The organism is Microbacterium sp. NC79, from assembly GCF_019061125.1.
In the GTDB taxonomy this organism is placed as follows: Bacteria; Actinomycetota; Actinomycetes; order Actinomycetales; family Microbacteriaceae; genus Microbacterium.
The window spans coordinates 2,053,298-2,072,222 of the sequence record NZ_JAHQYI010000001.1; the positions used below are offsets into that span (position 1 = coordinate 2,053,298).

Annotated in this window: 18 protein-coding genes and 2 tRNA genes; 11 read left to right on the forward strand and 9 right to left on the reverse strand. The window is 62.2% G+C overall.

From position 1 onward, the window contains the following. The first annotated feature begins 101 nt into the window (after positions 1-101). The 7 genes from KTJ77_RS09375 to pstB all read left to right on the forward strand — a co-directional run bounded on the left by KTJ77_RS09375 (position 102) and on the right by pstB (position 8,142). On the forward strand, positions 102-788 hold the full coding sequence (locus tag KTJ77_RS09375) for a winged helix-turn-helix domain-containing protein (protein ID WP_217338121.1): 687 nt from the start codon (positions 102-104) through the stop codon (positions 786-788). Between the two features lie 42 nt (positions 789-830). Then, the gene (locus tag KTJ77_RS09380; RefSeq protein WP_217338122.1) at positions 831-2,996 is read left to right on the forward strand and encodes an RNA degradosome polyphosphate kinase; all 2,166 of its coding nucleotides are present in this window, start codon (positions 831-833) and stop codon (positions 2,994-2,996) included. Beyond that, on the forward strand, positions 2,993-3,931 hold the full coding sequence (locus KTJ77_RS09385) for an NUDIX domain-containing protein (RefSeq protein ID WP_217338123.1): 939 nt from the start codon (positions 2,993-2,995) through the stop codon (positions 3,929-3,931). Before KTJ77_RS09380 ends, KTJ77_RS09385 begins: the two co-directional genes overlap by 4 nt. 119 nt (positions 3,932-4,050) lie before the next feature. Then, positions 4,051-5,181, forward strand: coding sequence for a phosphate ABC transporter substrate-binding protein PstS (gene pstS / locus KTJ77_RS09390; RefSeq protein WP_217338124.1), 1,131 nt, complete (start codon positions 4,051-4,053; stop codon positions 5,179-5,181). A 66-nt stretch (positions 5,182-5,247) separates the two neighbouring features. Continuing rightward, positions 5,248-6,201, forward strand: coding sequence for a phosphate ABC transporter permease subunit PstC (pstC, locus tag KTJ77_RS09395; protein ID WP_217338125.1), 954 nt, complete (start codon positions 5,248-5,250; stop codon positions 6,199-6,201). Further along, entirely contained in the window at positions 6,201-7,325 is a 1,125-nt protein-coding gene (gene pstA, locus KTJ77_RS09400) for a phosphate ABC transporter permease PstA (protein WP_217338126.1), read from the forward strand. The genes pstC and pstA overlap by 1 nt, the downstream gene beginning before the upstream one ends. A gap of 37 nt (positions 7,326-7,362) precedes the next feature. Next, entirely contained in the window at positions 7,363-8,142 is a 780-nt protein-coding gene (gene pstB / locus KTJ77_RS09405; RefSeq protein WP_217338127.1) for a phosphate ABC transporter ATP-binding protein PstB, read from the forward strand. A gap of 450 nt (positions 8,143-8,592) precedes the next feature. On the opposite strand, the gene KTJ77_RS09410 is transcribed toward pstB, so the two are convergent. Next, on the reverse strand, positions 8,593-9,477 hold the full coding sequence (locus tag KTJ77_RS09410; protein WP_217338128.1) for an aminotransferase class IV: 885 nt from the start codon (positions 9,475-9,477) through the stop codon (positions 8,593-8,595). 125 nt (positions 9,478-9,602) lie between these two features. Beyond that, positions 9,603-10,277 (reverse strand): fasciclin domain-containing protein, encoded by a 675-nt coding sequence (locus KTJ77_RS09415; protein WP_217338129.1) that lies wholly within the window; start codon positions 10,275-10,277, stop codon positions 9,603-9,605. 176 nt (positions 10,278-10,453) lie between these two features. On the opposite strand from KTJ77_RS09415, the gene KTJ77_RS09420 reads away from it, so the two are divergent. From KTJ77_RS09420 to KTJ77_RS09430, 3 genes are read left to right on the forward strand one after another with little or no spacing between them, the layout of a single operon-like run. Continuing rightward, entirely contained in the window at positions 10,454-12,172 is a 1,719-nt protein-coding gene (locus KTJ77_RS09420) for a cytochrome c biogenesis protein DipZ (RefSeq protein WP_217338130.1), read from the forward strand. Between the two features lie 32 nt (positions 12,173-12,204). Beyond that, on the forward strand, positions 12,205-12,804 hold the full coding sequence (sigK, locus tag KTJ77_RS09425) for an ECF RNA polymerase sigma factor SigK (protein ID WP_217338427.1): 600 nt from the start codon (positions 12,205-12,207) through the stop codon (positions 12,802-12,804). Further along, positions 12,801-13,553 (forward strand): anti-sigma factor, encoded by a 753-nt coding sequence (locus KTJ77_RS09430; protein ID WP_217338131.1) that lies wholly within the window; start codon positions 12,801-12,803, stop codon positions 13,551-13,553. Before sigK ends, KTJ77_RS09430 begins: the two co-directional genes overlap by 4 nt. Positions 13,554-13,611: 58 nt before the next feature. Here the strand turns inward: KTJ77_RS09430 and KTJ77_RS09435 are convergent. Together KTJ77_RS09435 and KTJ77_RS09440 are read right to left on the reverse strand one after the other, a co-directional pair. After that, positions 13,612-13,684, reverse strand: a tRNA-Lys gene (locus KTJ77_RS09435). Beyond that, a complete protein-coding gene (locus KTJ77_RS09440; protein ID WP_217338132.1) occupies positions 13,675-13,836 on the reverse strand; it encodes a hypothetical protein in 162 nt (53 codons plus the stop codon). The genes KTJ77_RS09435 and KTJ77_RS09440 overlap by 10 nt, the downstream gene beginning before the upstream one ends. Positions 13,837-14,007: 171 nt before the next feature. Here KTJ77_RS09440 and KTJ77_RS09445 point away from each other — a divergent pair, with 171 nt between their 5' ends. Beyond that, on the forward strand, positions 14,008-14,637 hold the full coding sequence (locus tag KTJ77_RS09445; protein WP_217338133.1) for a DNA-directed RNA polymerase subunit beta: 630 nt from the start codon (positions 14,008-14,010) through the stop codon (positions 14,635-14,637). 201 nt (positions 14,638-14,838) lie between these two features. On the opposite strand, the gene KTJ77_RS09450 is transcribed toward KTJ77_RS09445, so the two are convergent. The 5 genes from KTJ77_RS09450 to KTJ77_RS09470 all read right to left on the reverse strand — a co-directional run bounded on the left by KTJ77_RS09450 (position 14,839) and on the right by KTJ77_RS09470 (position 18,902). Next, positions 14,839-15,411 (reverse strand): isochorismatase family protein, encoded by a 573-nt coding sequence (locus tag KTJ77_RS09450; RefSeq protein ID WP_217338134.1) that lies wholly within the window; start codon positions 15,409-15,411, stop codon positions 14,839-14,841. A 31-nt stretch (positions 15,412-15,442) separates the two neighbouring features. Then, positions 15,443-15,850: a hypothetical protein gene (locus KTJ77_RS09455; RefSeq protein WP_217338135.1), complete on the reverse strand. Its 408-nt coding sequence runs from the start codon at positions 15,848-15,850 to the stop codon at positions 15,443-15,445. Between the two features lie 96 nt (positions 15,851-15,946). After that, a tRNA-Thr gene (locus tag KTJ77_RS09460) sits at positions 15,947-16,021 on the reverse strand. Between the two features lie 152 nt (positions 16,022-16,173). Next, positions 16,174-17,727, reverse strand: coding sequence for an alpha/beta hydrolase (locus KTJ77_RS09465; RefSeq protein WP_217338136.1), 1,554 nt, complete (start codon positions 17,725-17,727; stop codon positions 16,174-16,176). An 11-nt stretch (positions 17,728-17,738) separates the two neighbouring features. After that, positions 17,739-18,902: a DNA polymerase III subunit delta' gene (locus tag KTJ77_RS09470; RefSeq protein ID WP_217338137.1), complete on the reverse strand. Its 1,164-nt coding sequence runs from the start codon at positions 18,900-18,902 to the stop codon at positions 17,739-17,741. Positions 18,903-18,925: the final 23 nt, after the last annotated feature.

The window sequence follows — 18,925 nt, forward strand, 5'->3', positions numbered from 1 at the left end:
CATTGTTACATGACGACACCGAGTGGACATGAGAAACAGCGGTATTGAAGCGTCTGGTTATTATGGAATCGAGGCGGCCAAGCCGCCAAAGAGGAGCGGGCATGGCACAGATCCTGGTACTGAGCTCAGCCGCGGATACCTCTGGCCCTCTGCCGGCGCTCGAGCTCCTTGCCCATACTGTGCGCGTCATCCCTGCCTCTCCTGCGCATCTCGTCTCCGCGCCTGATGCCGATCTCATTGTGATCGACGCGCGCGGTGACCTGCTCGCTGCGAAGTCGTTGTGCAAGATTCTCCGCACCACCGGCCTCTCCAGCCCCCTCATCGCCGCCGTCAACGAAGGCGGACTCACCGCCGTCTCCCCCGACTGGGGCATCGATGATGTCATCTTGACGACCGCCGGCCCCGCAGAAATTGACGCTCGGATTCGCCTCACCCTCGGCCGCATCGCCCCGACCACCGCCACAACACGCGTGCAGACCAGTGGCATATCCATCGACGAGGCGAGCTATTCAGCCAAGGTCAATGGCCGCCCGCTCGACCTCACGTACAAAGAGTTTCAGCTGCTCCACTTCCTCGCCACACACCCCACGCGCGTCTTCACTCGAGAACAACTCCTCAGCGAAGTGTGGGGATACGACTACTTCGGCGGAACCAGAACTGTCGACGTGCATGTGCGTCGCCTCCGCGCGAAGCTGGGCGACTTGGAACAATTGATTGGCACCGTGCGAAACGTCGGCTATCGCTTCAATAACGCAGACGACGAAGCGCTGAATTCTTCCCACGCCTAATCGGTTTACCTCCAAGACATTGATGACTGAGATGATGTTGACATGATCGAGCAGACGATCCCCTTTGCGGGCTTCAGCGATGACGACGATGATTTCGATGCCATGACGCCCGATACCGACGATCGTTTTCCTGACGACCGCTATCTTGACCGCGAGCTGAGCTGGCTCGCGTTCAACCAGCGCGTGCTCGAACTCGCTGAGGATCCGACGACGCCGTTGCTTGAGCGCGCCAACTTCCTGGCGATCTTCGCGAGCAACCTCGACGAGTTCTTCATGGTTCGTGTCGCCGGACTCAAACGCCGCATTCTTACCGGCCTTGCCGTTCCGACCAATGTGGGCCGTGCGCCACTCGACGTGTTGGCAGACATTTCTGATGAGGCACACCGCCTGCAGTTACGTCACGCCGCCGCATGGAAGAAGCTCGTCCAGCCGTCTCTCGCCGAAGCGGGCATTGAGGTTGTTGATTGGGAAGACCTCACTGCTGACGAGCAGGCGAAGCTGACGGAATACTTCCAGGGTCAAGTCTTCCCGGTACTGATGCCGCTCGCGGTCGATCCGGCACACCCTTTCCCGTACATCTCCGGCCTGTCGTTGAACCTCGCGATCCGTGTGCGCAACGCTCGCACCGGGCGCCAAGACTTTGCCCGTCTCAAAGTGCCGCAAATGATGCCCCGCCTTGTCGAGGTTCCGACCGAGGGTACTGCCCTGCGCTTTATCTCCCTCGAGGAGCTCATCGCCAACCACCTGGGCGATCTCTTCCCGGGCATGGAGGTCATCGATCACCACCTCTTCCGCCTCACCCGCAACGAAGACATGGTCATCGAAGAGGACGAAAGCGAGAGCCTCATTCAGGCGCTCGAGGCCGAGCTCATGCGTCGCCGTTTCGGTCCGCCCATTCGTTTGGAAATCACAGACGATATGGATGACCTCACACTCGATCTGTTGCTGAAAGAACTCGGCATCACCGATCAAGAGGTCTATCGCCTGCCTGGCGCGCTGGATCTGCGTTCGCTGTTCAGCCTGTCGCGCATCGAGCGCCCCGACCTGCATTACCCGCCGCACCTGCCCCGCACGGCGCTGGCTTTCCAGCCCATCGAACAGAACGGTCGCGCGGACATTTTCGCCGCGATCCGTCGCGGCGACGTGCTGGTGCACCACCCCTACGAATCGTTCGCGACGAGCGTGCAGGCGTATTTGGAGCAGGCCGCTCGCGACCCGCACGTGCTCGCGATCAAGCAAACGCTGTACCGCACGTCAGGTGATAGCCCCATCGTGCAGGCGCTGATTGATGCCGCCGAAGCTGGCAAGCAGGTACTGGCCCTCGTTGAGGTCAAGGCACGATTCGATGAAGCCGCCAACATCGTGTGGGCGCGCAAGCTGGAAAAAGCCGGCGTGCACGTCGTGTACGGCCTTGTTGGCCTGAAGACCCACTCGAAGCTGTGCCTCGTCATTCGTGAAGAAGAGGGCACGCTGCGCCACTACAGTCACGTCGGAACCGGAAACTACAACCCGAAGACATCGCGCCTTTACGAAGACTTCGGTCTGTTCACAACGGACGATCAGGTCGGCAAAGACCTCACCCGCCTCTTCAACGAGCTCAGCGGGTACGCGATCGAGAAGAAGTTCAAGCGTCTGCTGGTCGCTCCCCTGCACCTGCGCAAGGGACTCATCCGTCTCATCGAGAAAGAACGTCGCAATGCGCTCGCGGGTAAGCCCGCACGCATTCGCATCAAGGTGAACTCGATGGTCGACGAGCAGATCATCGACGCGCTTTATCGTGCGTCGATGGCAGGCGTTCCGGTCGAGGTGTGGGTGCGCGGCATCTGTTCGCTGCGGCCGGGAGTGCCTGGACTGAGTGAAAACATTACGGTCCGGTCGATTCTCGGTCGATACCTTGAGCACTCGCGTCTGTTCCTTTTCGAAAACGACGGCGACCCGCAGATCTACATCGGTAGCGCCGACATGATGCACCGCAACCTTGATCGCCGCGTCGAAGCCCTCGTGCGTGTCACAGCCCCGGAACACCTCACCGAGTTGGCGACACTTTTTGATCTCGCTATGAGCGACGCGACCAGTTCGTGGCACCTCGACGCAGAAGGTGCGTGGACGCGACACTCCGTTGACAGCGATGGGCAGCCCCTGATCGATGTGCAGGACGCAACGATGGCCGCCGTCGCCCGCCGCCGCCGATCTCGCGCGGTGCGATGAGCGATAAGGCTGTTTACGCGGCTGGTGCCCTCGTCTGGAGAATTGTCGAAGGCAAACTCCGCATTCTCGTGATTCATCGCACGAAGTACGCTGACGTGACCCTACCCAAGGGCAAAGTCGACCCCGGCGAGACCCTGCCGGAGACGGCAGTGCGTGAAATCTTCGAAGAAACCGGAATCCGCGTGAGCCTTGGCGCACCGGTGGGTGTCTCGCACTACCGCCTCCCCAGCCGTCGCCAAAAGATCGTGCACTATTGGGCGGCGCACGCGTCAGACCAAGCGATCAGGCGCTCCGCATTCGTGCCGAACAAAGAGGTGGCTGGCCTGGAGTGGGTCTCCCCGAAGCGCGCCCTCACCTACCTCAGCTACCCGGTAGACGTCGAAATCGTCGAGAACTTCCTTCGGCTCGAGGGTGACGGCGTGCGCGAAACCTTCCCCCTGATCGTGCTGCGACACGCAAAAGCGCTTTCCCGCTCGGAATGGTCAGATGCCGACGCCGCCCGCCCGCTGACGGCCCGCGGAACCAGGCAAGCGCAAGCGATCAGCGGAACTCTCGCGAGCTTCGGCGTGCGTCGTCTCGTTTCGTCCTCCGCTATTCGATGCGTCACCACTGTGGTTCCGCTCGCCACGGCTCTCGGCCGCGACATCATCCGCACCGACGACCTGTCTCAGGATTCCTTCGAAGCCGGAACCGCAGACATCCGCGGGGTGGTTGGCAAGCGCGTGCGCTCACGTAAAGCTGCCGTCTTGTGTAGTCACCGTCCGGTTATCCCCACAATTATGCGGGAATTGGCACTGGCGACCGGAACCATTGAGGGCCAGTATCTGTCGGATGCGGCAACACTCGAGCCCTCGGCTTTCAGTGTTGTTCACCTGTCGGCAACCCATCCGGGAGCCGGAATCGTCACAATCGAAACGTACGACGCCCGCGATTAGAGTGTTCCGGCCGTTCACCTTCCGTTTACCTGAGTTCCCACACTAGTTAAGAAGCACCTCTTAACGTCTGTGATGTCCCTGCACCGGGACGATCTCCGACACAGTGAAGGATTCACCCCGTGAAGCTCACCCGTATTGCCCAGATCGGCGCGATCAGCGCTATCGCTGCTCTCTCGCTGACGGCTTGCGCAGCGAACGAAGGCGCCCCCGCCGACTCCGCAGCGCCCACCGGCTCGAGCGCTCCTGACGCTCCCGCTCTCTCGGGCGAAATCGCAGGTTCCGGCGCTTCGTCACAGGAAGTTGCTGTTCAGACCTGGACCGCCGGCTTCCAGACCGCAAACGCTGACGTCACCGTCACCTACGACCCGGCAGGTTCCGGAGCTGGTCGCGAGTCGTTCGCCGCTGGCGCTGTCGCCTTCGCTGGCTCCGACCGCGCGTTCAAGACGGAAGAGCTGGAAGGCACGTTCGCTGCCTGCGCTGACGGTTCGAACATCATCGAACTGCCCACCTACATCTCGCCGATCGCCATCATCTTCAACCTCGAGGGTGTCGACAAGCTGAACCTTGACGCTGCCACCACGGCGAAGCTGTTCACCGGTGAAATCAAGAACTGGAACGACCCGGCCATCGCCGCGCTCAACCCGGACGCAAAGCTTCCCGACCTCGCCGTAAACCCCGTTCACCGTGCTGACAAGTCGGGTACCACGGGCAACTTCACCGACTACCTGGCAGCAGCTGCTCCCGAGGCATGGACCTACGACTCCGTCGAAGAGTGGCCCGTGCAGTCCGGTGAGGCCGCTCAGGGCACCTCGGGTGTTGTGAACTCGGTGAAGCAGGGCGTCGGATCGATCGGTTACGCCGACGCATCGCGCGCTGCAGAAGAGGGTCTGTCGACGGTTGCGATCAAGGTCGGCGACGAGTTCGTCGAGTACTCGCCGGAGGCAGCAGCTGCCGTCGTCGAGAAGTCGCCGTTCGCCGAAGGCCGCACCGAGGGCGACCTTGCGATCGAGCTCGACCGCACGTCGTCGGAAGCAGGCGTCTACCCGATCGTTCTGGTCAGCTACCTCATCGCGTGCCAGGAGTACGGCGCAGACTTCGCTGAGCAGGCTCCGATCGTGAAGTCGTACCTCCAGTACATCGCCAGCGAAGAAGGCCAGAACGCAGCCGCCGCTGCCGCCGGAAACGCTCCGATCACCGCCGACCTGCGCACGAAGATCAACGCAGCGATCGACCTGATCGTCACCAAGTAATACTGCTGCCCGGCTCGGTCCACACCGAGCCGGGCACACTGCCGTATCAGCCGAGAACAGGACACCATGACCTCTTCCACCCAGACAGCACCGCGAGCGCGCCAGACCAAGCCGCCCGTACGTGTTGGCGACCGCGTGTTCTCCGGAACCGCCCTGTTCGCAGGCTCCATGATTCTGGTGACGCTCGCCGCCGTCACCATCTTCCTCGTCGTACAGTCCCTGCCAGGCATCGCGGCAAGCAACGAAGAAGCGTCGCTGCTGAAGACGAACTTCTGGGACTACGTGTGGCCGCTCACCTTCGGAACCGTGTGGGCGTCATTCCTCGCGATCATCATCGCGGTTCCGCTCTCCGTCTCAGTGGCGCTGTTCATCTCCCACTACGCACCGCGCAAGCTCGCGCAGGCTCTCGGCTACGTCGTTGACCTGCTCGCCGCGGTGCCATCTGTCGTCTTTGGTCTCTGGGGCATCATGGTTCTTGCCCCGTCAGCCCAACCGATCTACAGCTGGCTCATGACGAACATGGGCTGGTTTCCGCTTTTCGCCGGTGAAGCCGCCGTTGGCCGCTCCATCTTCACCGCAGCGATCGTGCTCGCCGTCATGATTGTTCCGATCATCACGGCGATTTGCCGCGAAATCTTCCTGCAGACCCCGCGCCTGCACGAAGAGGCAGCCCTTGCCCTCGGTGCCACCCGCTGGGAAATGGTCAAGATGGCGGTCTTCCCGTTTGGCCGCTCCGGCATCGTTTCGGCGTCCATGCTCGGCCTCGGCCGCGCGCTTGGTGAGACCATGGCCGTCGCCATGGTGCTGTCGGCGACCGGTGTGATCAGCTTCAAGCTCTTCACCAGCCAGAACCCCTCAACGATTCCGGCCAACATCGCCCTCACCTTCCCCGAGGCCTACGGCACAAACGTCAACGTTTTGATCGCCACCGGCCTCATCCTCTTCATCGTCACCTTCGCGGTCAACGCGCTCGCGCGCTGGGTTGTTAGCCGCCGCAAGGAATTCTCGGGAGCCAACTGATGTCGATCACCGTTTCTCCCTCTCCCGCCTCTGAGACGCCCGAAGGCGCGCACCAGCCGGTGTCTGCCTCTCCTGTGCGTCTCACGAGCGGCCAGCTGCCCCGCTGGACGCCGTGGGGCCTGCTCGGCGGCACGGCCGTCGCGATGGCGCTGGTGTTTCTCCTGCTCGCGCAGAGCGTGCAAGACGAATTCAACATCGCCGGCTGGGCCATCGTCACCGCGCTGGTGTACCTGACGCTCATCACGGTCATCTCCGCGACCGTCGAAGGCCGCCGTAAGGCGACCGACCGCCTGGTGACCGGTGTCGTCAGCAGCGCGTTCGTGCTCGCCATGGTTCCGCTCGTCTCGGTCGGCATCACCGTCGTCAGCAATGGCGTCGCTGGTATCTCCGCCGAGTTCTTCTCCAACTCGATGCGCAACGTCGTCGGCGAAGGCGGCGGTGCGTTGCACGCCATCATGGGAACGCTGTTGATCACGCTCGCCGCGTCGATCATCTCGATCCCGATCGGCATCTTCACCGCGATTTACCTGATCGAATACGGCAACAACAACCGCCTCGCCCGCGGCATTACGTTCTTGGTTGACGTGATGACGGGTATTCCGTCGATCGTTGCCGGTCTGTTCGCATTCGCCCTATTCGCGCTGTTCTTCGGCCCGGGCGTGCGCATGGGCATCATGGGCTCGATCGCCCTCGCCGTGCTGATGATCCCGGTGGTCGTGCGCTCCACAGAAGAAATGCTCCGCCTGGTTCCGAACGAACTGCGCGAAGCCTCCTACGCGCTCGGCGTGCCGAAGTGGCGCACGATCGCGAAGGTGGTGCTGCCGACGTCGATCGCCGGAATCACGACGGGCGTCATGCTCTCCATCTCTCGTGTTATCGGTGAGACCGCGCCGCTGCTGATCACTGCTGGCGTTGCCACGAGCATGAACTACGACCTGTTCGACGGCCGCATGATGTCGCTTCCGGTGTTCGTGTACAACCAGTACATGAACCAGGGCATCCCTGCCTCCGCGTTCGTTGACCGCGCCTGGGCAGGCGCCCTGACGCTCATCGTCATCGTGATGGTGCTGAACCTCCTCGCACGCCTGATTGCCAAGATCTTCGCCCCCAAGATGGGCCGCTGACGCGGCGTACCTCAGTAGATAAGAAATCGAGAATCCCGTGTCTAAGAGCATCGAAGTAAACGACCTGAACGTCTACTACAGCGACTTCCTCGCTGTCGAGGGCGTCTCCATGACGATCGAGCCGCGCAGCGTGACGGCATTCATCGGCCCGTCGGGCTGTGGCAAGTCCACGTTCCTGCGCACGCTCAACCGCATGCACGAAGTCATCCCCGGCGCGCGCGTCGAGGGTGAGGTGCTGCTCGACGGCGAAGACCTCTACGGTGCCGCCGTTGACCCGGTGCTCGTGCGCCGCCAGGTGGGCATGGTGTTCCAGCGCCCGAACCCGTTCCCCACGATGTCGATCCGTGAGAACGTGCTCGCCGGCGTGAAGCTCAACAACCGCCGCATGGCCAAGAGCGACCAGGACGCCCTCGTCGAAAAGTCGCTGCAGGGCGCCAACCTCTGGAACGAGGTCAAGGATCGCCTCGACAAGCCGGGCTCGGGCCTTTCGGGTGGCCAGCAGCAGCGTCTGTGCATCGCTCGCGCGATCGCCGTCTCCCCCGATGTGATCCTGATGGACGAGCCGTGCTCGGCCCTTGACCCGATCTCCACTTTCGCAATCGAAGAGCTCATCAACGAGCTGAAGAACGAGTACACGGTCGTGATCGTGACGCACAACATGCAGCAGGCATCGCGCGTCAGCGACAAGACCGCGTTCTTCAACATCGCAGGCACCGGCAAGCCAGGCAAGCTCATTGAATTCGATGACACCACAACGATCTTCACGACGCCATCTGTGCAGGCAACTGAAGACTACGTGTCGGGCCGATTCGGGTAGCCCACACGTTCTGCGAGGCAGGGACCCTCGCCCAAAACCGCCGCAGGCTTCAGCCGCGGCGGTTTTGCGTTGTGTGCGTGGTTCCGGGTCCTGCGGCGGGGAACCTGGTTCCGGCGCCCCTCATATGAGGAACCGTCGGACGAATCAGCCGACACGCCGACAGAACCCACCGCACAGCCCCTCCGGCACGGATTCGTCCGACGGTTGCACACACGGCGGCCCCAGGTTCCGGAACCACGCGCCCCGGCCGGCGAGACGGTTTCGACCTCGGAAATTCGGGCATGTCCTTGCACCCCGACTTATCAAATGTCGAACACGGTCACCCAACACGCCGACAAACCCCCCTCTACAAGGCCCCAGTCCGACGCGCGTTCGACATTTGGTGACTGAGGTGGAACCACAGGGCAAGCGGAACCACGTGGTTTACGCAACGAGAGGAACGTCTCGGGGTTAGTCGCGGGGTGAGAGGAGGTACGCGTTGAGCTGAGCGGTGAGTGCGGCGTCAACGTCGAGCGTCGTGCCGTCGACAGACCGAATCGGGGCGGCCAGGCGTACCGACGACACCAGCCAGGCCGCGTTAACGCGCGGGAGGGACGAGGCCGGGAGCGTTTCGTAGGCAACCTCGTAGCCCTTGTCCTGCAAGAACGTGAAGACGCTGATCTGCGTGGTTCCGTGCAGAATGCCCGCACCCGGCTTGGGCGTCACGAATCGGTCGCCCACGCGCATCACGAGCGACGCTGTCGGTGCTTCAAGCAGAACGCCGTCAGACGACACAAATACTGCATCGTCGGCGCCGCGGCGCTTGGCCTCGCGGATCGCCGCCATGTTTACGGCATACGACAGCGTCTTCGCACCAAGCAACAGCCACGGTGCGCGGTCGGGGGCGCCGCTGTCGAATCCGCGGTCGAGTATGACGACGGAAACACCGTCGCTGCGCACCTTCGCGAAGTCTCCGGCGGGGGCAGCGGTCACCCACGCGGTGGGTGTGGGGCCGTGCTCGATGCCACGGCTCAGGATGAGTTTGATGACCCACTCCCCCTCACCGCACGCGTCAGCCGCCACGGCGATCGCCTCGCGCCACTGTGCCGTATTCGGTGCGGGCAAATCGCACAGCCGCGCCGAATGCGCGAGGCGTTCCAGGTGTGGCATGACCTCCTGCGGGTGCTTCGCAGAAACACCAATCGACTCGAAAATGCCGTCGCCGCGCTGCGTTGACAGCTCTCCCACGCTGAGCGCGGGAGCCGACGCATCAATCACGCTGAACGTGTCAGCGTAGCTGTCACGAATATCGAAGTCGGCAACGGGTGTGATGAGAAGCGCGAAAGTGCTGGCCATGCACTGAGCCTAGAGCCTGCGCCCACCGCATCGCCGATTTTCTGTGTGCCCCCGCCCTCTGGTTCCAACGCCAAGGGCGGGAGAGGAATAGTCCCCTCCCGCCCTTATCGGTACGAATGACCGCGTTACTCGGTCGGCGGCATCAGTACTGAGTCGATGAGATAGACGGTGGCATTTGCCGTCTGCACGCCGCCGCAGATCACCATCGCGTCATTGACCATCCAGCTATCGCCCGATCCGGTGACTTCAAGATCAGCGCCCTGCACGGTGGTGTGCATGCCCGCAATGTCGGCCGGCTCGATCTGCCCCGGAACCACGTGGTACGTGAGGATCGAAGTCAGCAGATCAGAATCGGTCTTGAGTGCGTCAATCGTTGCCGCGTCGATCTTTGCGAATGCTTCGTCGACGGGGGCAAAGACCGTGAACTCAGACGAGTTCAATGTGTCGACCAGATTGACATCGGGGTTGAGCTGCCCACTGACAGCCGCGACGAGCGTCGTCAGGAGCGGGTTATTGGATGCCGCGACGGCAACCGGGTCTTGCGACATTCCCTGAATAGATCCGGCTCCGGACGGAACCGTCTCAGCGTACGACGCGCAACCGGGCCCCACCAGGTTCGCCGCCGGATCCATCGCTGCGTCACCGGTCTCCATCGGCGTCGATGCCATGGATTCCGTTGGTTCCGGTGCTGATGACTCCATTGCGTTGTCAGACGCGCCCATGGTGCATCCGGCGAGTGCAAAAGCCCCCGCAACCGTCAAAACGAAAGCTGCGGTGGTCTTCTTTGTGATGCTGAACATCTCTACCTCCGAGGTATAGCCGCGTGTTGAACGCGGCGGTTGTTCCGCGATTTCTCCGCGGTGTTGAACGATGTTCGGAGACATCCACATACTGGATGGGAAGAAAACGAAAAAAGATTTGTGCCATCCAATTGGGCAGGCACGACGAATCCTCGGTGACAGAAACGAGGATCGTGATGGATCAAATCATTATTGGGTTCTTGGGCGGGCTCATCACCGGAATCTCGCCGTGCATCCTTCCCGTACTACCGGTCATCTTCCTCACCGCCGGGGCCCAATCAGCGAAATTCGAGGGCCAGGATGACGCGATCCCGGCCGGTCGAAGCCGCCCCTACTTCGTGATCCTCGGCCTCATGCTCAGCTTCACTCTCGTGACACTTGTCGGGTCGCTCCTCCTCGGAGCGCTCGGCCTGCCCGCAGACATCATCCGGTGGGCAGGAATTATCGTGCTGATTCTGATCGGCGTCGGACTATTGGTTCCGCAGGTGGAGCGGTTGCTGGAGAAACCGTTCGGCTGGATCCCCTCCAAAAACGTGAAAAACCGCGGCAACGGCTTCGGAGTGGGGCTTGCCCTTGGTGCCGTCTTCGTGCCGTGCGCTGGCCCCGTATTGGCCGCCATTATCGTTGCCGGCTCGACCGGACAAATTGGCGTGGGAACCATCATGCTGACAACAGCATTTGCTGCCGGAGTTGCGGTACCGCTTTTGATCTTTGCGCTCGCAGGACGCGGCGTGGTGGAGCGAATCCGCGCTTTCCGCACCCACGAACGCGGCCTCCGCATTGCGGCTGGTGTTGCCATGTTGGGATTGGCTGTCGGCCTCATCTTCAATGTGCCCCAGGCCCTGCAGCAGCTTGTTCCTGACTACACCGCTGGCCTCCAAAAAGACCTTTCGGAGTCGGACGCCGGAGAGTCCGCGCTCGGGCTTGGTGGGCTCGTCACCGATGAGAATCGTCAGCTCGACAACTGTGAGAGCGGCGCAGATGAACTCGCTGAGTGCGGCACCGCACCCGCGATCCGAGGCATTGAACAGTGGCTCAACACGCCCAATGGTGAACCAATCGACATCGCCGACCTCAAAGGCAACGTCGTCCTGATCGATTTCTGGGCATACTCCTGTATCAATTGCCAGCGCGCCATCCCTCACGTCAACGCGTGGTACGAGGCTTATGCCGACAGCGGGCTCCAGATCATTGGCGTCCATTCCCCGGAGTACGCGTTTGAAAAGAACCCCGACAATGTCGCGGCCGGTGCGAAAGATTTCGGAATTGCCTACCCCATCGCGCTCGACAACTCACTCTCCACCTGGACCGCATATCGCAACCGCTATTGGCCAGCTCACTACCTCATCGACGCGAGTGGCGTGGTGCGAGCCATCTCCTTCGGAGAGGGCAACTATGCCACCACCGAAATGCTGATTCGCGAACTGCTCGAAGACGCCAACCCCGGCGTTGCGTTACCGCCAGCAACGGAAACGGCCGATGAAACTCCCGAGATTGGCGCAACCACACCCGAGACGTTTCTCGGCTCAAGCAAAGATGTCAACTACGGCGCAGCGGAACCATATCGCTCGGGAGAAGGATCGTTCGCCTTTCCGCAGGAGCAGCCTGCCGACTCATTCGCCCTGGCAGGAGATTGGACGATCGAGACGCAATTCGCGACTCCGACCACCCAGTCCGCGAGTATTCGGCTGAACTTCCGTGCCGCAGAGGTGAGGATGGTGCTGGCGGGAAGCGGAACCATCATCGTGCGTGATGAGGATGGCAAGGAACGCACCATCACCGTCAATGGCACCCCGCGGTCCTACGCGCTTGTGGATGGTTCCGCGCTGTCCTCCGGCCAACTCACGGTCGAGGTCTCCCCCGGCGTCGAAGCGTATTCGTTCACTTTTGGGTGATTCTTATGACTGGGAACGCCACGGCATGGTGCATGCTGGAGTCAATGGTCATCGACGGCGCGGAGATTGACGAAGAAGGCCCGGCGAGGGATCTCGTCGGGGAACTTCTCGTGCGCGTCGCGGCCGGGGATCAAGGCGCGTTCGCCGAGCTCTACGACATGCTGTCTGCCCGCGTATTCGCTCTCGTCTTGAAGGTTGTCATCAATCGAGCACAGAGCGAAGAGGTGCTGCAGGAGGTCTTTTTGACCGTGTGGCAATCCGCTGCGCGGTTTGCTCCGAACAAAGGGCAAGGACGCACCTGGATCTTCACCATCGCCCACAGGCGAGCAGTTGACCGGGTGCGATCATCGCAGTCCAGTAGCGACCGCGATATCGCTGCTGGCTTGCGTGACCTGGGTGTCGATCACGACAGCGTCGCCGAGCAGGTTGAGCTCAGCATCGAAGGTCAGAAAGTCGTTCGCGCACTATCGACCCTGCCCGATGCGCAACGCGAAGCAATCGTTTTGGCATATTACGGCGGCTATTCTCAGAGCGAGATCGCGGCGTTGCTACGAACACCACTGGGAACGATAAAGACCCGTATGCGCGACGGCCTCGCCAAACTTCGAACCACCTTGGGGGTGATGTTATGACAGAGAACGAGTTCGCCGAGCTCGCCGCCGGTCATGCCCTCCACTCGCTCTCTCATGAGGACGAAGTTCGGTACCGCGCAGCGCTCATCGAGCATCCGGAGTGGGAACGGATCGCGATTGACGCCGAGGAGACGAGTGCGGCACTCGCGGATGGCATCGTCGATGTACCGCCGCCGCCCGCGCTGCGAAGTGAGCTTCTCACCCGGATCGCGGCCACGCCGCAACACGGTGCTCCTACCCACAACGCGCCAGAAGTGCCGCTGAGCGCGCCAGAACCGGCGCAGCCACGAGCATGGCGCCGCCGCCTCTTCGCACTCGCCGCAAGCGTGGTGCTCTTGGTCGGCATCGGAGTGGCCACGACGACCATCATGACCAGCTTGAATAGGCCAGCTGCGGTGATCGCGCTGGAAGAAGTGCGTGCCGCAGACGATGCCGCGCACGCTACGGCTGAGCTTCCGTCAGGAGCGCAGGCGACCGCCTACTGGTCTGCCTCACTCGCTAAAGCAGTACTCGTCACCGAGGGCTTGGCGGAGTTGGAACCAGGGCAAGCGTACGAACTTTGGCTGGTTCGCGGCGAGAGACCGATTTCTGGCGGTGTTTTCACGACGAGCGGTGGCGGCGAAGCAACTGCCGTGGTTGACGAGCCCATGCACGACGGCGACGTCATCGCGGTCACGATTGAAGACGCCGGCGGCTCCCCCACCGGCCTGCCAACGACAGATCCCATCATTGTGATCGCAACAACCTAGCCGCGAGATTATCGCGTGAAAACGATGAAGGGCGCACCAAGAGGTGCGCCCTTCATCGTGGGCCCCATGGGGCTCGAACCCATGACCCGCGGATTAAAAGTCCGATGCTCTGCCAACTGAGCTAGAGGCCCGTAGGTTCTAGCTTAGCGGGGCTCAAGACCTCTTCGTGACGCGTGTCGACGGCGTCGCCACGAAATGCCGCAGCACTTCGTCTCTCTATCGCGACGACGAACGCACAGAGCGCACCAATCCCCAGAATCCCGGCAATCACAATCTCAGCCATGACGTCCCCCTCAAGCGTCTGCGCCGTGTCCCCGCGGCGCGTGATCAGTATTGCGTATCGTGGCGCACCTCGCGCGCACTATGTGTTTCTCCTCATAAGTGTTCATCAAGCGGCATTCGTCTCAGGACACACCGTCATCGGCTTTCCACCGATCGCGCGTACGCTGGAATGGTGTCCGATGCATTTCACAAGCCCATCAAACGCCCAAGTTCCATGTTTGACGTCGCCTTCGGAAGCATCGACCCTGCCGAACACGCTCGTGTCGCCCACGCCACAGCCAGCGCCCTGCTGAGCCGTGTTCGCACGGAGGCTGACCCCGAGACCGTCACCAAACTCGTCGAGTTCACCGCTGTGCACGGCATTGAGACCATCGCCGAACTCTGGTCGCAATCACCCGCTCGATCATTGCCAGGCGCACTGTGGCGCATCTACCTCCTCCAGCTCATGGTCCACAACGACGCCACTATGTCTGCCCTCCTCTATGAGCGGGGTAGCGCAGAGCTGTCGTCCGCAGACCCCGTCATCGCTGGTGCACCGACGCCCGCAGGCCCTGCTGAACTCATCAATCTGGCCGATACAATCCTCCGCGGCGTTTTCGACGGTGACTTTGCCAGTGCACTCGAGCGCGCGGCTTCCTTCTGCCGCGTCGAGGCTGCAGGTGCCACACATATCGCCGATGACTACGAGCTGACCGAACCGCAGCGCGCGAGCGAACTCACCACGCGAGCGTTGCGCCTCGCCACGTATGCATCAGATTTGTCGACGACGGCCCGGTTGTGGCGTTCCGGCCTCCTGATCTGAGGATTTCTGAGAGAGCAGAGCGGAACCATCAGGAGACACGCGCGATTGTGCTTCGTTTCTGAGAATCTCGGGAATTCGTTCCGCGGCAATCGCGTTATGATCTATTGGCCGGGCCGCTAACCCCGGGCTCCAAAACTTGCCGCTACGAGCGGCCTTCCGCCGAGAGGCGTTCAGCGGCTCGGTCTTATTCTTTCTCCGGCACTAGTCCGTGACGATCTCGGCGCCCGCGTGGCCCATTTCGTCGATCGCTCGCTGTGAGCTCTCCGGCGCGACACCGGCGATCATCGTCGTCAGCACGCGCACATCGACGCCGTGTTCAATCGCGTCAAGCACCGATGCTCGAACGCAGTGGTCAGTGGCGATGCCGACGACATCGACCGAGAGCACGCCGTGGGCGTTGAGGAGCGCAGCAGCCGTTTCTCCCGCATCGGTCTGCCCTTCGAACAGGGAGTATGCCGGCTTCCCCTGCCCCTTTTTCACATGGTGCGTGACCGCTGAGACGTCGAGCGCTGAGTGATACGCGGCACCCTCGGTATCGGCGACGCAGTGCACCGGCCACGTGTCGACGTAGTCGGGCTCCGCCGCAAAGTGTCCGCCGTTGTCGTCATCAGCGTTATGCCAGTCTCGCGACGCGATGATGAGGTCGTAGTCGCGTGCGTGCTCGGCCAGGTATGACGATACGGCCGCTGCAACGGCCGCACCACCATCGACACCAAGAGCGCCGCCCTCGGTGAAGTCGTTTTGAACGTCAACGATAAACAATGCGCGAGTCATATTCTGAGCCTACGCGCCGGGCAGACATCCGTCAGCCGCCGATGATCATGAGTGCGATCGACGTGCCGCCACTCAGCACGAGCAGCGTCGCGCTTGCGACGAGAGCGGCCGTGGCTGGCCGTCGCGCCGGTGACACCGCCTTCAGCCGCACCGCGCCGGTACGCCCCGGCTGCACCCAGATCGTGGCGTGATCAACATCACCCAGCTCCGCTGCTTGCGCTGGCGTGAGAATTGCCGCGCCCACGGTTCCGGCACGGTCATCAAACCAACGTGCGACGCGAGCCGAACCTTCGGTCTCCAGCATGGCGTCGACCTTGACCCAGGTCTTCTGCTGCGCGACGATCACGAACACCATCATCGCGAAGAAGCCCGTCGCCAGCGCTCCCAGCCACGTGAAAACGTCCGTCACGGCACCGAGCACATTGAGGGCATCATTCACCCATCGATCGTAGCGGGTCGACGCGTCTCGCTTCGCTCGCTCAACGACCAGGTCGGTACAAAGCGAAAGACCCCCGGCATGCCGGGGGTCTTTCTGTGGAGCCACCTATCGGGTTCGAACCGATGGCCTTCCCATTACGAGTGGGATGCTCTACCACTGAGCTAAGGTGGCGTTCCAGTTTGTAATCGGAATTCCGCGGGCGTGAGCCGGTGGAATTCGCGTGTTACGAACCTGAAATAGCCTAGCGCATATTTTCGATGGTCATGAACATGGCCTGCGCCCCGGGCGGGTCGAAGCGCACATGCGCTCCCCCGCGCCGCCGGCTATTTACAGGTTGTCTGGTCTGCGGGCGGAGTTCCCTCAAGCAAGAACGTATCGACCGCATCGTCAATGCACGAGTTGCCCTGGCCGTATGCGGTGTGCCCTTCGCCGACACGCGTCAGCAATACACCGCTGGAGAGCTGCTCAGCGAGCGATACTGCCCACTCGTATGGGGTCGCAGGGTCGTTCGTGGTTCCGACCACCAGAATTGGTGCTGCGCCGTCTGCTGTGATGGCGCCACGGGTTCCGGACGGCGGGTACGCCCATGCCGCACAGGTATCGCCGCCTGACCAGTATGGTGCGATCGTTGGCGCGTTTTTCTGAACGTAGGCATCGACGTCGTCGAGCTCTGCGTCGGTCATGTCATCCGGATAATCCATGCAGTTGTACGCGTTGAAGGCTTCGGTCGAATTGTCGGAGTACAGCTCGGCACCTTCGCGCCCGTTGTAGACGTCTGCGAGGTACATGAGGGTCTCCCCATTACCCTCTTCTGCCTCGGCGAGCCCCTGCGTCAGCACAGGCCACCAGCCCTGCTGGTACATTGCCGACACGACGCCGGTGAAGGCCGAGTCAGCGCCCAGTTTGCGACCATCAGCAATCGTGATGGGGCGCGCATCGAGCTCAGCGAGGAGCTCGCTCAAGTCTGTCAACGCCTCATCAACGTCGCCGCTGTATGGGCAATCCTTAGCAGCGAGACAACCCTTCATGTAGGCGCGCAACGCGTTTTCAAAACCGACTGCCTGAATTTTTCCGACATCCGCGCTTGGGATGGCCGGGTCAATCGCACCGTCGAGCACAAGGCGGCCGGCCCGCTCTGGGAACAGTTTCGCGTAGGTGGCCCCGAGGAAGGTTCCGTATGAGAAGCCGATGTAGTTCAGCGTCTCGTCGCCTAAGACGCCGCGGAGCACGTCCATATCGCGGGCGGAGTTCTCGGTGGTGATGTGCTCGAGCAGCTCGCCGGTGTTTTCAGTGCATGCCTGCGCGAACTCTGCGGCTCGTTCATCGACCTCTGCGCTCCACGCATCTGAGCCGCGTTCATTCTTGGGAATGTCGTATAGGTACGAATCCATCTGGGCACCGTCGAAGCACGTCACCGCGGTTGATGCGCCGACACCGCGCGGGTCAAAACCAATGATGTCGAACTCGGTGCGAAGCTCCTTCGAAAAGACGTAGGTGGCCGCCGTCATCACAAAGTCAAAGCCACTGGCACCTGGGCCGCCAGGGTTCATCAGCAATGAGCCCTGCGCGTGGCCATACGACGCACGTAACCGCACAACGGCAATCTCGATATCGCCCGCTGCCGGATCGGCGTAGTTCATCGGCACCTGCACCATGGTGCAGTCCATGTCTTCGTTGGCGTCGCAGACCTCCCACTCGAGCGTCTGCCCGTAATACGACACCAATTCGTCAGCGACACCGTCGGTCACCGGTGCTTTGGTAGGAATCACGCTCGGGCCGCTGGTGCCTGCGCCTTCCGGGATGGCTGCATAAAAGCACCCAGACAGCGCGATTGCGCCGATCGCAACACTCGCGAGGGCAGCGCTCCAGCGCCTCATGGCCTTGATTTTCACGGTGTCCTTCCGGTCGTGATCGTCACCAGCAAGCTCTCCAGGGCGAGCAACGGAGCAGCATTCTGCTCGATCGCGTCACGCGTATCGGTAATGGCGTCAAGCACGGCAAGCGTGCGATCCGGCGGCCATGCCGACGCAACGAACGAAATGTCGCTCTCGAGCTCCCGATTGATCATGTCATCCGTGCGCCCAAACTGACAGAGCACAACATCCCGGAACAGCGATTGCAGGTCGGTGAGCACGCGGTCAATGCCGTCACGCACGCTTCTGGTGGCACGCTTTTTCTGTGCGTCTTCCAGCGCGGTCACCTGTGACCGGACTGCGGGCGGAACCGCGGCACCGTCTGCGATGCCTGCCGTTCGCAACAGCTCGGCACGTTCGACAGCGTCGCGCTCTGTTGTGAGCGTCTTGGCGTCATCCGTCGCGGCCTGCACAATTGCGGCAGCGACCTCCACCACATCGGCGACGGTGCGCGCGCGAAGCGTGTCGCGCAGCGTCTTCTCCCGGCGCTCGCGCGACACCGGATTCGTTGCCAGCCGCTGCGCCATCCCAATGTGACGTTGCGCATGCCGTGCCGATTGCTCGGCGACAGCGCGGTCAGCCCCGGTGCGACGAACGATCAAATCCGCAACGTCGGCGACTTCTGGTTCCGCCAGCCGCACCATGCGAACTCGGGAACGAATCGTGGGCAACAGGTCAACGTCACTCGGTGCGCAGAGGATCCACACCGTCTCAGGCGGCGGCTCCTCGAGCGCCTTCAGAATCGCGTTCGACGCCTGCTCCGCCATGCGGTCGGCATCTTCGATGACAACCACACGGTGCCGCCCGACAGACGGCGCAAGATAGCTTCGGGCCGCGGCAGCGCGCACATCTTTCACCGGGATGATGACGCCCTCGGTGCGCAGGCGCACGAGGTCGGGGTGGGTTCCGGCGAGAACCTGCTGCACGGTGTGCTCATCGTTCGCGTCACGGGCGATGAGGGTCGCTGCGAACGCGTAGGCGAGGGTCGAGCGGCCGGAACCAGGGGGCCCGGTGATGAGCCAAGCGTGCGTCATCTCCGCACGGTTTTCGGCTGCATTTTTCAACTGCTCGACCGCTGCGGGCTGCCCCCACACTGCGTCCCAGGCGGAATCAGCAGGTGTGCCAGGCGCGGAAGTCATGCCACCAGCCTAGACGGCACCAC

What these genes read in the sequence shown, in the direction of transcription:
- KTJ77_RS09375 (WP_217338121.1), top strand. Translation starts at nt 102, where the DNA reads ATGGCACAGATCCTGGTACTGAGCTCAGCCGCGGATACCTCTGGCCCT.
- KTJ77_RS09380 (WP_217338122.1), top strand. Translation starts at nt 831, where the DNA reads ATGATCGAGCAGACGATCCCCTTTGCGGGCTTCAGCGATGACGACGAT.
- KTJ77_RS09385 (WP_217338123.1), top strand. Translation starts at nt 2,993, where the DNA reads ATGAGCGATAAGGCTGTTTACGCGGCTGGTGCCCTCGTCTGGAGAATT.
- pstC (WP_217338125.1), top strand. Translation starts at nt 5,248, where the DNA reads ATGACCTCTTCCACCCAGACAGCACCGCGAGCGCGCCAGACCAAGCCG.
- pstA (WP_217338126.1), top strand. Translation starts at nt 6,201, where the DNA reads ATGTCGATCACCGTTTCTCCCTCTCCCGCCTCTGAGACGCCCGAAGGC.
- KTJ77_RS09410 (WP_217338128.1), bottom strand. Translation starts at nt 9,477, where the DNA reads ATGGCCAGCACTTTCGCGCTTCTCATCACACCCGTTGCCGACTTCGAT.
- KTJ77_RS09415 (WP_217338129.1), bottom strand. Translation starts at nt 10,277, where the DNA reads ATGTTCAGCATCACAAAGAAGACCACCGCAGCTTTCGTTTTGACGGTT.
- KTJ77_RS09420 (WP_217338130.1), top strand. Translation starts at nt 10,454, where the DNA reads ATGGATCAAATCATTATTGGGTTCTTGGGCGGGCTCATCACCGGAATC.
- sigK (WP_217338427.1), top strand. Translation starts at nt 12,205, where the DNA reads ATGCTGGAGTCAATGGTCATCGACGGCGCGGAGATTGACGAAGAAGGC.
- KTJ77_RS09430 (WP_217338131.1), top strand. Translation starts at nt 12,801, where the DNA reads ATGACAGAGAACGAGTTCGCCGAGCTCGCCGCCGGTCATGCCCTCCAC.
- KTJ77_RS09440 (WP_217338132.1), bottom strand. Translation starts at nt 13,836, where the DNA reads ATGGCTGAGATTGTGATTGCCGGGATTCTGGGGATTGGTGCGCTCTGT.
- KTJ77_RS09450 (WP_217338134.1), bottom strand. Translation starts at nt 15,411, where the DNA reads ATGACTCGCGCATTGTTTATCGTTGACGTTCAAAACGACTTCACCGAG.
- KTJ77_RS09465 (WP_217338136.1), bottom strand. Translation starts at nt 17,727, where the DNA reads ATGAGGCGCTGGAGCGCTGCCCTCGCGAGTGTTGCGATCGGCGCAATC.
- KTJ77_RS09470 (WP_217338137.1), bottom strand. Translation starts at nt 18,902, where the DNA reads ATGACTTCCGCGCCTGGCACACCTGCTGATTCCGCCTGGGACGCAGTG.